The following is a 13,879-nucleotide window of genomic DNA, read 5'->3' on the forward strand; positions in this document are numbered from 1 at the left end:
GACCAAACCCGGGCGGAGGCGGTTCGCGAGGACCACAGCGCGAACCGCCTCCGCCCGGCTGCACTGCCGCAACCTCATCGACGGCCGGCCCCTCAGGGCTCACCGACCTCCGAGTCCAGCACCACCGCCTGGCCAGTCACGCCCTCGACCGCTTCGAGCACGAGGGAGAGCCGCTCCTGCAAGAAGTCCGCATAATCCGCACTGCGGAACCCGTAGCCATCCTCCACGTTCACCAGGTGTGATTCCAGCGTCTCCAGGAGCCTCTTCCGGGCGGCTTCGTCCTGGGTCTCCACGTATTCATGGATCGGACGCCCCCTGATGGCCCGCCGGGTATCACCGTCGACCATGACCCTGTTGAGGATGAGATCAGCACTGGGCTCGTTGGAGCCGCGCTGCAGCCAGAGCTTCGGGAAAACCTGCACGGCTTCCAACTTCGCCTCGGAGGGGCGAACGTTGGAGACCGCTTGGGCCGACCGGAAATCTTTGGCGCCACCCTTGACGAGAAGGGACATGACGCCGCGATAGAGCGCCTTCCGGTTCGCCCGGGCACTCAGCAGGTCAGCATCGGTGAGGTCGAAGTTCGCTACGGCTTCCGGCGCTTGGGCGTCTTGGCCGGTCACCCAGCCCTTGAGCAGCTTGTAGTCCGCACCGACCTGACTGTTAGCACCCTGATCGAAGTTCTCGGTGAAGACGGAACACCAGTAGTACTGGAGCAGCCTCGCCCGTGCCTCGGCTTGCGGTTGCGGACGCAGTGCGCGCAACTCCGCCCAGATGGCACCCATCGGCACGAGCAGCATCCCGTAAGGCAGCCACTGGGGCGATATCACTCCGCACTCGCGCTTGAGGATGTCCAGCACATCAGCGGCGGCGATGACGGAACCCTCCCAAAACTGCTTCAGCTCGTCGGACGTCAGCTTGCCCAGGATGTCGGCCCGCTGGGCCGACCCGCGGGCCTGCAGGGAAATTGACTGGAGGAGATTGTAGGGATCTACGTCAAATTCGACCAGGAGCGGGTACTCCTCCTGCGCACGCTCCCACCACTCACGAAGGCGCGCTCCGGAAGGGTAAAACTTGGCGGTGAGGAGTTCGAACGCCCCGAGCGGCTTCGCCGTCTTGTTGAGCGTCTCGAAGATGTTGCAGACCGCGAGTAGCGAGGTGCTCTCGGGGAGATCGACGACCGGGAACGGATAGGATTCGAGGGGCTGCAGATAACCCTCCCGAAGCTGGTGCAGGGTCTCTTCAAGAGCGTCCTGCCGCTCCCTGTCCTCGACCACAGCACGGGAGAGAGCCTTGAACGACTTCCTGAGCTCGTGGAAGCTCGCGAGGGGGAAGGTCCCGTTCTCCAGCTGCCATTCCTCGTCCAGCGGGTCGAATCTCAACCTGCTGCGGGTGTCGTACGCGACGATGGCCGTTTCAAGTTCCACTTCCTCCAGCGGTCGCAGGGTGTAGTCGCTCTCATTGATGAACGGCCACACCTTGATGAAGAACTGATACTCGCCCTTCCCGGTCAGGGCATGGTAGAGCGATGTCAACCGCTGCTGCCCGTCGAGCACGAGCCGGCGCGGTTCCACGCCGGTGTTCTCCGGAGCTTCCTCGAAGGGCCGCGAATCGAACCGGTGAGAGGAACTCTGTTCCCAGGTCAGCAGCGTTCCGGCCGGATAACGCAGGATGATGGACTTGATGAGTTCAACGGTCCGCTTCGGCTCCCAAACGAAGCTCCGCTGAAAATTGGGAAGCGCGAGTGATCCATCGTGGATCGAACGGATCAGCGAGCCGACGGTCTCGGGATTCGTCTTGAAGACCGGGTCTTCCTTGAACATTGAGGTCATGCCGTCTCCTTGCCTCGTCAGTCGGTGAGCAGTCCGGCCAGGCCGGATCGAAACTCCGCCACGGTTTGCGGGCGGTGCTTCGGTTCTTCCGCGATGCCCCTCCTCAAAAATAGGTGCAGCCTCTCCGGGGTCTCGTCGATCCGCGAGTACGGATAGGGGACCTTCCAGGTGAGGAGGTGAATCAGGATCTTCGTCAAGGCGAATATGTCGGCGGCGAACGACGCCTCGTGCGCGTCGTCGTATTGTTCCGGTGCCGCATACGCGACGGACCCGACGAGGTGGTTCTTCTCCGTGATCACCTCACTCTTCGAATCGAGCCGGCGGCAATAACCGAAATCGGACACCATCCACTTTCCGTCGAGCGAGAGGACGTTGTTAGGTTTCAGGTCTCGATGGACCACGCCGTTGTCGTGCGCGTGCCCAACCGCGGCCAGCACCTCGTCCATCACTCCCGCGACCCAAGACAGCGGCCTCTGCCGTCCCTCCAGGCAGTTCTGCAGGGTGCCGTCGGCCAACGGCATGGCGTACCAGGGCGGAGCCGCATTGGTCGCGAAGGCCAGCACGGGCATGATTCCCGCGTGCTTGAGTCCGCGCTGACTTTCCACCTCACGCAGGAAACGTTTCTTCTGTTTCGCTCGCTCCTCGCGGGACGAACCAGGCTCGTAGGTCAAGTACTTCAGGGCGACGCGGCCCTCCTTGCCACCGACGACCTCCGCCGTCCAGACAGCTCCCTGGCCACCCTTGTCCAGTTCCGCCAGCTTCTTGAACCGTGCCATGCTTGTTTGCAAGCCCCCATGATCAGCTTCGACCCTAGCGACGATCGGGATGGCTCACCCGAAGATCGCCCACCCACCTTGAACCATGCTGAGTGCCGTTGGATAGGCCGGTCGGTACATGGCTCAGCGTTTCCGGCCCGGCGAAGGCGCCCGTTGATGTCGCCCAGGCATGCAAAATGCCCCGGACCGAGATCGGTCCGGGGCATCTGTGCTGGTGGGCGCGGACGGTTTCGAACCGCCGACATCTGCTTTGTAAGAGCAGCGCTCTACCGCTGAGCTACGCGCCCCTGGTCGTGGCCCGGTGGGCGCACGACGAGAGCTTAGGGTACCTGGTCCGGAGGGGTGGTGGGGTGTGGGGCGGCCCCCGGGGTGCCGCGGGGCGGGGTGGATCGGGGAGAATGGGCGCGGATCAGCGGGTCGGAGCAGGGAGCGCGCAGTGTCGGTGGCCGGCGGGAGCGGGCGGCGGGGGTGGCGCCGGGCGGGGAGTGCGCTGGGCGACGCGCTGGTGTTGCCGGTGGTGCTGGCGGGTGCGTTGGGGGCCGTGGGGCTGGCGTCGGCGGGCAGTGGCGGCTGGTGGGGTCGGCGCGGGGCCGGGGAGGGCGTGCGGGCGGAGGCCAGGGAGGCCCGGGCCGCGGCGCAGGAGGCGTTCTACGAGCTGGACGAGACGCAGCGCGAGGTGCGGCTCGCGGTGGAGACCGTCCGGGCCGTCGAGGAGGGCGCCGGGGCGCAGCGGGTGCTGGATGAGCTGTCGGCGATCTCCGGCCGGGTCGAGCAGGTCACGGTGAACTACCTGGCCGCCCTCGACGCCCATGACCTGGACAACGAGTCCCTGGACGCCGGTTCCGTCGCCCAGGCGCGGCGCCTGTTGGAGGATGTGAAGGGCCAGCTGCACTCCGCCCGTGCGGAGCTGAACGACTTCCTGCGCCGCCTCCAGCCCAGCGTCCAGCACGCCGAGCAGCAGCTGATGCGGGTCGCCCCGGCCGTCGAGCAGGCCAAGCGCGCGCTGCTGCAGGCCACCAGCGCGCTGGACGAGGTGCGCGGCGCCGGGTTGCGGGCCGACGATCTGGCGGCCCGGCTGGCCGAGCTGGCGCCCGAGTTGGGGCGGCTGAACGAGGGCGCGGCACGGCACGGCGTGGCCGCCACGTTGCAGCGCGCGGAGGACGTGAAGCGGCGGGCCGAGGCGATCAGCGCGGACGCCGCCCAGCTGCCCGAGCGGGCCCGCGAGCTGGACCGGCGGGTGTCCAGTCTGCGCACCAGGATCCAGGCGCTGGAGACCAAGGCGGCGACGGTCGACCCGGCGCTGAGCGAGCTGCGCCGCCGGTTCAGCACCGCCTGCTGGCAGGACCTCCAGCCGGTGCCGGAGCAGGTCGCCGAGGCCGGTCGGGCCGCGGAGCGCAAGCTCGCCGAGGCCGCCCGGGCCCGGGACGAGCAGCGCTGGGCGGACGCCACGGCCGCGATCGGTACGGTCCGCGCGCTGCTGGACACCGCGGACGGCTCGGTGCAGGCGGTGAACGAGCGGCTGCGGCAACTGAACGAGGTGCAGCACGACCCGAACCGGGAGGTGGAGCGCGCCCGCTTCGCCGTACGCGACGCCCAGCGCCTGGCGATGGCGGGCCGCAGCGCGCCGGACCCGCGGCACGCCGCCCCGCTGGACGAGGCGGTGGCCCGCCTGGACCGGGCGGTGGCGACGCTCCAGGCGGCCGGCCGGCACCCCGACTACTGGTACTTCCTGACCGAGCTGGCGGCGGTGCGGGAGACGGCGTCGCGGGTGATCGGCCTGATCCGCGGGGATCTGGGTCAGCACCGCTGAACGCGGTGGGTACCCTGCCGGTATGCCACGCTACGACTTCCGCTGCCGCTCCTGCGGCGCCACCTTCGAGCTCAGCCGCCCGATGGCGCAGGCCAACGACCCCGCCGCCTGTCCGCAGGGCCACCAGGACACCGTGAAGCTGCTGTCCACCGTCGCCGTCACCGGCGCGGCGGCCGGCGGCGCGCCGCAGCAGGCCCCGAGCGGGGGCGGGTGCTGCGGCGGCGGGTGCTGCGGCTGACCGACCCGGCGGCGGGTGCTGCGGCTGACCGACCCGGCGGCGGGTGCTGCGGCTGATCGACCCGGCGGCGGGTGCTGCGGCTGACCGACCCGGCGGCGGGTGCTGCGGCTGACCGACCTGGCGGCGGGTGCTGCGGCTAGGACCTGCCCGGCACGCCCCAACCGACCGCAGCCGCCACCGCCCGCCACCGCCACCTCAGCCGCCACCGCCCGCCTCAGCCGCCGCCGACAGGAACCGCCGACAGGAATCGACGGACGATCTCCTCCCCCGCCGCCACCCCCACCTCCGCGAGGGCGGTGACGCCGGGGGCCGTCCACCCGCTGTCGGCCAGTTCGCCGTGCCCGGGCCGCCACCCGGCGTCGGCGGCGAGCAGCAGCTCGGTGTCCAGCAGCGAGTCCCCCGCCGCCAGCACGGTGCCCGCGCCGCTGCGGCGGACGACCTCGGCCAACGCCGCGCTCTTGCACAGCGGCTGCGGCACGGCGTACACCTTGCGGCCCTGCAGCGAGACCCGCCAGCCGCGTTCGGCGCACCAGCCGGTCAGCTCGGCCAGCCATCCCTCGGGCAGCCGGTCGCGCTCGACGACCAGGTAGACGAACAGCTCGTCGGCGACCCGCCGTTTGCGGGTCCACTCCGGGTCGGCGCGGAGCGCGAGCTGCCGGACCACCTCCTCCGTCGGCGCCGAGCCGGCCGCGATCCGGCCGGTGATCTCGCGGCGCCAGTCCCGGTCCGGCTCGCCGTCCACCAGCAGCTGTCCGCCGTTCGCGCAGATCGCGTAAGTCGGCCGCGGTCCGGGCAGGTTGACCCGTCGGTACTGCTCGACGGTCCTGGTGGTGGCGGGCACGAAGTCGGCTGTGCGGCCCAGTTCGGCCAGCAGCGCGGCCGCCCGCTCGGTCAGGTAGGACAGCGGCCGGCCGTCCAGCACCTCGACGCAGAGCAGCCGCGGCGCCTGCCGGTCGGGGCCCTCCAGCGCCAGCGCCCGCTCGGAGTAGATCAGCGTACGGTCGAGATCGCTGGCCACCAGCGCACCGCTCATCAGGACTCCCTCCCCCGCACGGCCAGCCCGTCGGCCCCCGTCCCCCGCACGGCCAGCCCGCTGGCCCCCGTCGCGCCCCGACTGTAGCGGGGGTGGATGAGGCCCACACAGCTGTACGGCAGCCCGTCCACCTCCTCGACCGGGACGTTGCGCTGCGCGGCGAGAAGGCGCACGTGGTCGAGGTCGGCGCCGGCGCCGCGCCGGGCCAGCACCCGCCAGGGGACCCGGCGCAGCAGCACCCGGGTGGTCTCCCCGACCCCGGGCTTCACCAGGTTGACGTCGTCGATCCCGTACTCGGCGCTGATCCGCTCGACGGCGGCCCAGCCGGCCCAGTCGGGGGTCCGGTCCGGGTCGGCGGCCAGCCGCTCGGCGCCCTCGACCGCCTCCGCGCGCACCTCGCCGAAGCAGGCGGCCACCGTGGCCAGGAAGGCCTCCGACACGTCGCCGCCGGCCAGTTCGGCGTAGTGCTTGGCGCCGTGGAAGTCGTCCGGCCCGATCAGTCCGGCACGCAGCACGGTGCGCGAAACCAGCCCGGAAACGGTGGAGTTGAGGCAGGCGGAGGGGATCAGGAAGTCGTCCCGGGTGCCGTACGTGCGCACGCAGCGGCCGGGGTCGGCGAGCACTGCGAGGTCCGGGTCGAAGCCGGTGCCGGCGAGCGCGTCGGCGAGTTCGCGGGTGATCGCGCCCTTGCCCGTCCAGCCGTCGACGAACACCACGTCCGCCGGCCGGTGGTGGGCCGCCAGGTAGTGCAGGGCGACCCGGTCGACGCCCCGGCCGCGGACGATCGACACCGCGTAGTGCGGTACGTCCAGGCCGTGGGCGAAGGCCAGCCAGCGGCGGACCAGGATGCCGACGGGCGTCCCGGCCCGGGCCAGCGAGGCCAGCACCAGTCCGGGCCCGCGCTCGCGCAGCAGCGTCTCCGCGACGGTGCCGACGGCGAGCGCGATCCGGCGGGCGGAGCCGCGCAGCGCCTGGTGGAACAGCTCCTGGTACTCGGGGCTGGGTCGGTACTCGACCGGCAGCGACTCGGCGTAGTGCGCGCCGCCGTTCTGGACGGCCTCCTCGCGTTCCTCGGTGGGGGCCTCCAGTCGGACGCCGGAGAGGTCCTTGAGCAGCCAGGCCACCTCTTCCGGGCGGTACGAGGAGAACGCCGGACCGTACAACGGCGTGGGCAGCGAAGTGGGAAGCGGACTGGCCAGCGGAGTCGGCGGGGCCGGAGACGAGGCCGGGGACGGGGCCTGAGACGGGGCCGGAGACAGGGCCGGCCGGTGCGAGGGCAGCACCGCGAGGACCACCCGGTCGGTGACCTGCCGCAGCTGGCGCAGCAGCGCGTACTCCCCCTGGTGCAGGGCCGGGGTGTCGGCCACGTCGTCCACCACCAGCACCACGGCATCGAAGCGGCGGGCCCCGTCGGCGCCGGGGGCGACGTTGTAGACGTAGCGCTCGCGCGAGCCGCCGTCCTGCGGGTCGTCGTGGGCGGGGAAGGCCAACCGGGTGCGGATGGCGTAGCCGGGGTCGTCCACGGCGAGGACGGGCGAGCGGGTGGTGGTGGAGTACCGGACGCGGTCGCCGCCGAGCCGCTGGGCGAGCGCCTCGGCCAGCCGCAGCGGCGCGTACATCAGCTCCTCGAAGCCGAGCACCAGCACCCGCTCCGGCACACCGGACGGAGCCTGCGCACCGCCCAGGGCCGTCGCCAACTGCCCGGCCAGCGACGGCAGTACGGTTTCCAGCTGCTCGCGGTCACGGGCGGTGAAGCCGTGCCGGCCGCCGTCCGGGAGCCCGGCGGGCCAGTCCAGCTCGACCCGGACCAGCGGGGCCGGGTCGCCGGCCGGGGGCGCGGCGGCCGGGGGCACGGCGGCGATCAGCCGCTCGGCCCGCGCCACGATGTCCTCGGGCAGGTCGACGCCACCGCTCGCGGTGGCCACCACGTCCAGCCGGGCGCCGAGCTCGGCGGCGGCCGCGGCGAGCCGGTGCCGGTCCGGGTCCGGGCGCAGGTCGACCAGGGCGACCACCACGTAGTGGGCGCGTGGGTGGCGGCCGTGCAGTTCGCGAATGGTGTTGAGGACCGTCCGGCCGGTCGACAGCTCGTCGTCCACCAGAACCAACGGGCCTTCCCCACCGAGGAGTTCGGGATCGGCGGGGAGCAGCAGGTGCTCGGTGGCGTGCGAGTGCTCCTCCTCGAAGCCGCCGAGCGGGGGGACCCCGGGGACGGGGCGGCGGGTGGAGTGCAGGTAGGGCGCGTCGAGGCCGTCGGCGACGCTGTGCCCGAGGCCGGTGGCCGTCTCCGCGTAGCCGAGCACGACGGCCCGCCCGGCCGCCTCCTCGCCGAGCAGCTCGCGGACCCGGCGGCCGAGTTCCAGCCCGGCGCCGTGCACCACGGCGGGCCGCTGCGGGACGTGCTTGCCGAGCACGCTGGAGACCAGCAGGTGGGCGCGCTTGGGGTTGCCGGAGCGCAGGGCCAGGCCGACGAGTTCGGGCAGCCGCTCCGATCCGGTCAGCGCCACCCCGGCCCGCTCGGCGACCCAGCGTCCGGTCCACTCGCCGCGCCGCACGCCCTGCTGTTCTGCTGCCGTCACTTCCGGTCCCGCCTTCGATGGTGCTGGTTCACTGGTGCTCGTTCACTGGCTGCTCGTTCACTGGTACTCGTCCGCTGCCGTTCCTTCGCAGCTGTTCGTTCGCGACTGCGAAGGAACGGCAACGACTGGTGCTGACGCGACGCCGCCGGCCGGCTCTCGCCCGACGGCCGCCCGACGGCCGTCCGTCAGCCGCACAGGCAGGCCGACAGCAGCTCCGCGAAGCTCACGTCCTCGCGGGCCACCCCGAAGACCTCCGCCCGCAGCAGCACCCGCTCCGCCCAGGCGCGGTGCGGCCGGGCCTCGTTCATCTTGTTCGTGTACGCCGAGCGCAGTACCCCGCCGCCGCCCTGCTCCTGCTGGAGGATGTCGCGGGCGTCGCAGTACTCCTCGTGCGTGACCACCGAGAGCGCGTGCACCGCGGGGACGTGACTGGGATGGATGCAGGTCTTGCCCAACAGGCCGTTGGTGCGGTCGAGTTCTACCTCACGGATGAGCCCGTCCAGGTCGTGCTCGATGATCCGACGGCGAACCTCCTCCCCCGAGGCCCGGGCCGTCCCCGCACTCTCCGCGAACGGCGTGCGGCGCAGCTGCGGCTTGAACATCCGCTCCTGCACCGGGAAGTACTCCCAGACCGGTCCGGTCACGGTGTACCCGGTGCCGTCCGCCCGGCCGAGCACGTTGACCACGTCCCCGATCGCCGCCGCGACCAGCGCCACGTCGTACGCGGTGAGGTCGGGCGAGCGCCGCAGCCCGTAGGCGGAGCACAGGTCGGTGACGCCGAGCCGGACGGCGAGCACCCGGTCGCGGTGGGCGGCCAGCAGTTCGGCGATGCCGAAGAGCTGCTCGCGCCTGGTCTCCAGGTGGGCGAGTTCGGGCGATTCCAGGACGGGCATGGCGAACAGCCGCCGCCCGGTGGCGGCCTCGGCGGCGGCGAGGGCGGTCAGGTAGGCGCCGCCGTCCTCGGCCGTGAACTTCGGCAGCACGAAGCCGCTCAGCAGTCCGACAGCCGGGCCGAGCCGTTCGGCCAGGTCGAGGATCTGCTCGGCGGTGCGAACCCTGATGAAGAGAAGTGGATGATCCTGTGTACAGTCGGTGAAATCATTGACCAGGTCGGTGATCTGCTCGACCAGGTTCCGCTCGCCCGCGTCCACCTCGTGGTCGGCGATCGCGTCCTCCAGGCAGAGCACCATCGAAACCACGCCCCGAGCAGCCTGTTTGCGGATGTCGGCGGCCAGCGCGGGCCTGGTGGCGGGGCTGTAGAGGGTGCCGCCGAGGGCGGCGGCGAGCACCGCGGGCTCGCTCTGCGCGGTGAAGGTCCGCGGCTGCTCCAGGAACAGCCGGGCACGGACGTCGTCAGCGAGGTGGCCGAAATGGCGCAAGGTGCTCTCCTCGGGGGTGGACGGCCTCCGGCCCGCGGTTTCACCTGGACGCACTGCCGGCGGACTCCCTTCCGCCGACCCCACGGGGGCCTGTTCGAACGCCCATCGTACGGACGGATTCCGGCCGTTCCCGGCGCCGGGGCACTGAACTCCCGGAACATCCGGCGCTCTCGACGCCCGCGGGGAGGATCATCCGACGATCGCGGTGCCGCCACCCGGCAAACCTCGGCCAAGCGCAAGTCTTGGCAAAGTCCGCCCCCGCGCGGGCACTCCCGGTCACGTTGTCCGAAGCGGTGGCGAACAGGCAGGATGGTCCGCTATGACGCACGTGATGGCCAAGGGCGCCAACATCGCACTGCCGGCGGCGGCGGTCCGCGCCGTGCTGCGCTGGAGCGCCACGCCCGGTGCGCCGGACGTGGACGCGTCCGCGCTGCTGCTCGGCGCCCACGGCAAGGTCCGTTCGGACGCCGACTTCGTCTTCTACAACCAGCCGCGGCACCCCTCCGGGCTGGTGCGCCACCTGCCCAAGCAGCACACCTCCGGCGGCGCCGAGATCATCGACACGGTCGAGGTCGAACTCGCCAAGCTGCCCGTCGAGGTGGACCGGGTGGTGCTGGCCGGCTCCTCCGAGGGCGGCCCGTTCCGCGCCGTGCCCGGACTGCGGCTGCTGCTGTTCGACGCCGCGGCCGGTGAGGGCGCGGCGCCGCTCGCCGAGTTCGCGATCGAGGACGCCGAGAGCGTCACCGCCCTCGTCGCGGCCGAGCTCTACCGGCGCAACGGCAGCTGGAAGCTCCGGGCGATCGGCCAGGGCTACACCTCCGGCCTGATCGGCCTGGCCACCGACTTCGGCATCACCGTCGACGACGAGGCGGAGGAGGCCACGGGGGCGCCCACCCCGGCGCCCGCGTCCACCGCCAGCCCCACCGGCGCCGTCGACCCGCGCGCCACCCCACAGCCCGACCCCCGCTCCGAGGCCCGGCCCGAGGCGCGGCCCGAGCCCGGCACCTTCACCCTGAGCCCGGCCGTTCCCCACCCCCCGGTGCAGCCCACCGGCGCCCCGGTCCCGGCCCCGGTCAACGCCCACGCCGCTGCCGCGAACGGCCCGGCGACCCCGCCGCCCGCCGCACTGCCGACCCCTCCCCCGCCGCCCACGGCCCCGCCGACCATGACGCCCCCGCCGGTGGCCCCGCCCACCGTGCCCCCGAACGTCCCCCCGGCCCCGCCCGCACCACCGACGACCCACCCGGGCGCCCGGCCCGGCGGCTACGGCTACCCCCAGCAGCAGCCCGGCACGGGGTACGGCTACCCCCAGCAGCAACCGCCCGCGGCCGGCTACGGCTACCCCCAGCCCAACCAGCCGTACCCGCCTCAGCCCCAGCCCCAGCCGGGCACCGGCTACGGCTACCCCCAACCGAACCCGCCCATCCCCTCGCAGCAGCACCCCGGCAGCTACGGCTACCCGCACCAGCAGCAGCCCGGCACTGGCCAGCAGCCGCCCGTCCCGCCGCAGCCCCCGGCACCGGCCCCGACCGGCGAGGAGTTCGCCCTGCCCCCGCAGGGCCCGCAGTTCCAACCCCGCTGAGCCACCCCGGCCGGGCACCCACCGGCCGGGCACCCGCCCGCCGGACGCCCACCGGCCGGACACCCGCCCGCCGCAGCGCCGCGGGGCCGCCGCAGCACCACCGCGGCCCCGCCGGAGCTCAGTCCCCGCGCGTCGGCTGCTGCCCCTTGTACCCGCGCTGCCACTGCATCCCAAAGCCGTACAACCGGTCGATGTCCGCCTGGAACCCGTTGACGTAGCGCACCTCCCGGCGCACCATCAGCTGGTTGTCACCGGCGTTCTCGATCAGCACCACCGCACAGGAGCGCGCCGCCCGGGCCCGCTCGTCCAGCTTGATCTCGATCCGCGGCCCGCTCTGCGGGACGATCGTTATCACCGCGTGGGTCTGTTCGAAGGCCGGGGTGCCGTCGTAGATGTAGACGAAGATCAGCAGCCGCTTGAACTTCTCCTTCTTCTCCAGGTTGACGTACATCGTCTCGCCGGACGGCGCCCCGTACTGGTCGTCACCGCTGAGCTTGATGTACGGCGGTTCCCGCAGGTCCCCGAAGAGTTCGCCGAGCGGCTGCACCACACCCCGGGTACCGTCGGTGAGTTCGTACATGCAGGCCAGGTCGAGGTCGACGTTCAGCGGCTCGTTGCCGCCCGGTGAGTCCGGCTCCAGCGGGCTCAGGATCCGCGGGCTGAAGAAGCGTTTGACGGTCTCCCGGGTGCTCGGCCGGGTCGCGCCCGAACGCATGGTCCAGTGCAGGTTGACGTAGAGGTAGCCGGTGGTGGCGGCCGAGCCGGTGAGCGCGTGCTGCGGCGCCGACTTGGTGAGCGTGACCTTGTGCTGGGCGCCCGGATTGTCGAAGGTGTAGCTCTTGTCCCCGCGCAGGTACTCCCAGATCGAGACCATCCAGTCCTCTCCCCCCTGCCGCCGTCAGACGATCTGACGTACCGACGCTCCGGCCGCTCCGGCCGGCCGACCGCTCGGCGGCCCCTCGGCGGTCCACTAAGCGATCCGCTCGGTGATCCGCTCGACGGCCCGCCGGTCCATGATCGGGCATCGACCCGACCGACGGGTACCGAACTCCCCCTTTCCCTACCCCGTACGGCCGTTCACGCCCACCCGTGACGCGAACCGGTGGGTCGATTGGCCCGGGGAAGCCGCCCTCCCGTAACATGCCGCCCCTTCGGACGCGATATCGTCTAGCCGCACAGGTGTCCCGTCCGCCCCTGCGCGGGCGCGGTGGGCACACCGTGCGGCGACGAACGAACCGTCAGGCAGCGCCCGCACGGCGGGCCCTGATTGCCTGTGTCGCACTGTGAACCTGTCCCCTGCGGAAACCCGAGGCCCGACCCGCAATGAACCTGACCTCCATACAGCTGGTCTGGACCGTCATCGGCGGCGCAGCCCTGCTGTTCGTCGCCGTCCTGTTGGCGACGCTGCGATTCAAGAACTCGAAGAAGGACGAGTCCGCCGACTCCTGGGAGCGCAGCGAGGACCGTCGCCGCCGCAAGGAGATGATCTACGGCATCTCCTCGTACACCCTGCTGTTCTGCTGCGCCGGCGTCGCGGCCGCGCTGTCGTTCCACGGCCTGGTGGGCTTCGGCATCGAGAACCTCGGCCTGTCCAACGGCTGGGAGTACCTCGTCCCGTTCGGCCTGGACGGCGCCGCGATGTTCTGCTCGGTGCTCGCCGTCCGCGAGGCCAGCCACGGTGACGCCGCGCTCGGTTCCCGCCTGCTGGTCTGGGTGTTCGCGATCGCCTCGGCCTGGTTCAACTGGGTGCACGCCCCGCGCGGCCTCGGCCACGCCGGCGCCCCCCAGTTCTTCTCCGGCATGTCGATCTCGGCCGCCATCCTGTTCGACCGGGCGCTGAAGCAGACCCGCAAGGCCGCGCTGCGCGAGCAGGGCCTGGTGCCCCGCCCGCTGCCGCAGATCCGCATCGTCCGCTGGCTGCGCGCCCCGCGCGAGACCTACGCGGCTTGGTCGCTGATGCTGCTGGAGAACGTCCGCAGCCTGGACGAGGCGGTGGAGGAGGTGCGCGAGGAGCGCCAGGCGAAGCTGGACGCCAAGGTGCGCGCCCGTTCCGCCGACCGCCGCGAGCGGGCCGAGCTGAAGGCCATCTCCCGCCAGGGCGGCATGCTCGCCCGGGCCCGCGGCGGGCGTCAGGTGCCCGCGCTCACGGCGGCCGGAGACGGCCCGAGCGCTACGGAGCCTGCCCTAGCCGCCGGGAGCGACCACGCCACCCCGACCGCGCAGGACCCGTTCGCCCCGATGACCACGCGCAGCTCGTCCGCCTCGGCGAGCCCGCTGGAGCCGACCGCCCTGGACGCCGGCCGGCCCCGAGCCGCCGTCGGTTCGTCCTACTCCTTCTCCTCCTCGACGAGCTCGACGAGCTCGACGAGCAGCAGTGCCCTGACCGGCAGCTCGTCCTTGTCCTCGTCCTCGTCCTCGTCCTCCCTCCGCTCGACGATCGACCTGACGGCCGACGACGACACCCTGTCGATGCCGAAGCTGGACTCGCTGGAGCGCAAGCTGCGCGCGATCGAGCAGCAGCTGGGCTGACCCCCCGCTCCGTAGGAACGAAGCGGGGGGGGGGCCCCCCCGCCGGCCCCCGGGGGGGGGGGCGGCGGGCCCGGCCCCAAACCCCCCAGCACCCCCCGCCGCCCCCCCTCACAATCTGGCCGCAACC

At 72.2% G+C, this 13,879-nt stretch carries 10 protein-coding genes and 1 tRNA gene; 4 read left to right on the forward strand and 7 right to left on the reverse strand.

The features are described 5' to 3' along the window. Positions 1-92: 92 nt before the first annotated feature. From ACIRVF_RS10925 to ACIRVF_RS10935, 3 genes are all read right to left on the reverse strand, one after another. The gene (locus ACIRVF_RS10925; RefSeq protein ID WP_402815978.1) at positions 93-1,829 is read right to left on the reverse strand and encodes a DUF262 domain-containing protein; all 1,737 of its coding nucleotides are present in this window, start codon (positions 1,827-1,829) and stop codon (positions 93-95) included. A gap of 17 nt (positions 1,830-1,846) precedes the next feature. After that, positions 1,847-2,605: a serine/threonine-protein kinase gene (locus tag ACIRVF_RS10930; RefSeq protein WP_402815979.1), complete on the reverse strand. Its 759-nt coding sequence runs from the start codon at positions 2,603-2,605 to the stop codon at positions 1,847-1,849. 212 nt (positions 2,606-2,817) lie between these two features. Then, positions 2,818-2,892, reverse strand: a tRNA-Val gene (locus ACIRVF_RS10935). Positions 2,893-3,041: 149 nt separating this feature from the next. Here ACIRVF_RS10935 and ACIRVF_RS10940 point away from each other — a divergent pair. Both ACIRVF_RS10940 and ACIRVF_RS10945 read left to right on the forward strand, forming a co-directional pair. Continuing rightward, positions 3,042-4,415, forward strand: a complete 1,374-nt coding sequence (locus ACIRVF_RS10940) for a hypothetical protein (RefSeq protein WP_402815980.1) — start codon at positions 3,042-3,044, stop codon at positions 4,413-4,415. A gap of 22 nt (positions 4,416-4,437) precedes the next feature. Next, the gene (locus ACIRVF_RS10945; RefSeq protein ID WP_402815981.1) at positions 4,438-4,653 is read left to right on the forward strand and encodes a zinc ribbon domain-containing protein; all 216 of its coding nucleotides are present in this window, start codon (positions 4,438-4,440) and stop codon (positions 4,651-4,653) included. A gap of 214 nt (positions 4,654-4,867) precedes the next feature. Here the strand turns inward: ACIRVF_RS10945 and ACIRVF_RS10950 are convergent, their stop codons facing one another. The 3 genes from ACIRVF_RS10950 to ACIRVF_RS10960 form a co-directional block, all read right to left on the reverse strand. Continuing rightward, entirely contained in the window at positions 4,868-5,686 is an 819-nt protein-coding gene (locus ACIRVF_RS10950; RefSeq protein ID WP_402815982.1) for an HAD family hydrolase, read from the reverse strand. Beyond that, positions 5,686-8,262: a phosphoribosyltransferase gene (locus tag ACIRVF_RS10955; RefSeq protein WP_402815983.1), complete on the reverse strand. Its 2,577-nt coding sequence runs from the start codon at positions 8,260-8,262 to the stop codon at positions 5,686-5,688. Before ACIRVF_RS10955 ends, ACIRVF_RS10950 begins: the two co-directional genes overlap by 1 nt. Before the next feature lie 185 nt (positions 8,263-8,447). Continuing rightward, the gene (locus ACIRVF_RS10960; protein ID WP_402815984.1) at positions 8,448-9,641 is read right to left on the reverse strand and encodes an HpcH/HpaI aldolase/citrate lyase family protein; all 1,194 of its coding nucleotides are present in this window, start codon (positions 9,639-9,641) and stop codon (positions 8,448-8,450) included. 319 nt (positions 9,642-9,960) lie between these two features. Between ACIRVF_RS10960 and ACIRVF_RS10965 the strand changes: the two genes are divergently transcribed. After that, positions 9,961-11,223 (forward strand): TerD family protein, encoded by a 1,263-nt coding sequence (locus ACIRVF_RS10965; RefSeq protein ID WP_402815985.1) that lies wholly within the window; start codon positions 9,961-9,963, stop codon positions 11,221-11,223. A 118-nt stretch (positions 11,224-11,341) separates the two neighbouring features. Here the strand turns inward: ACIRVF_RS10965 and ACIRVF_RS10970 are convergent, their stop codons facing one another. Further along, positions 11,342-12,097 (reverse strand): Tellurium resistance, encoded by a 756-nt coding sequence (locus ACIRVF_RS10970; RefSeq protein WP_402815986.1) that lies wholly within the window; start codon positions 12,095-12,097, stop codon positions 11,342-11,344. Between the two features lie 449 nt (positions 12,098-12,546). Between ACIRVF_RS10970 and ACIRVF_RS10975 the strand changes: the two genes are divergently transcribed. Continuing rightward, positions 12,547-13,752, forward strand: a complete 1,206-nt coding sequence (locus ACIRVF_RS10975; RefSeq protein ID WP_402815987.1) for a DUF2637 domain-containing protein — start codon at positions 12,547-12,549, stop codon at positions 13,750-13,752. Positions 13,753-13,879: the final 127 nt, after the last annotated feature.

Origin of the sequence: Kitasatospora sp. NPDC101157, assembly GCF_044768255.1 — a bacterium.
Classification (GTDB): Bacteria; Actinomycetota; Actinomycetes; order Streptomycetales; family Streptomycetaceae; genus Kitasatospora.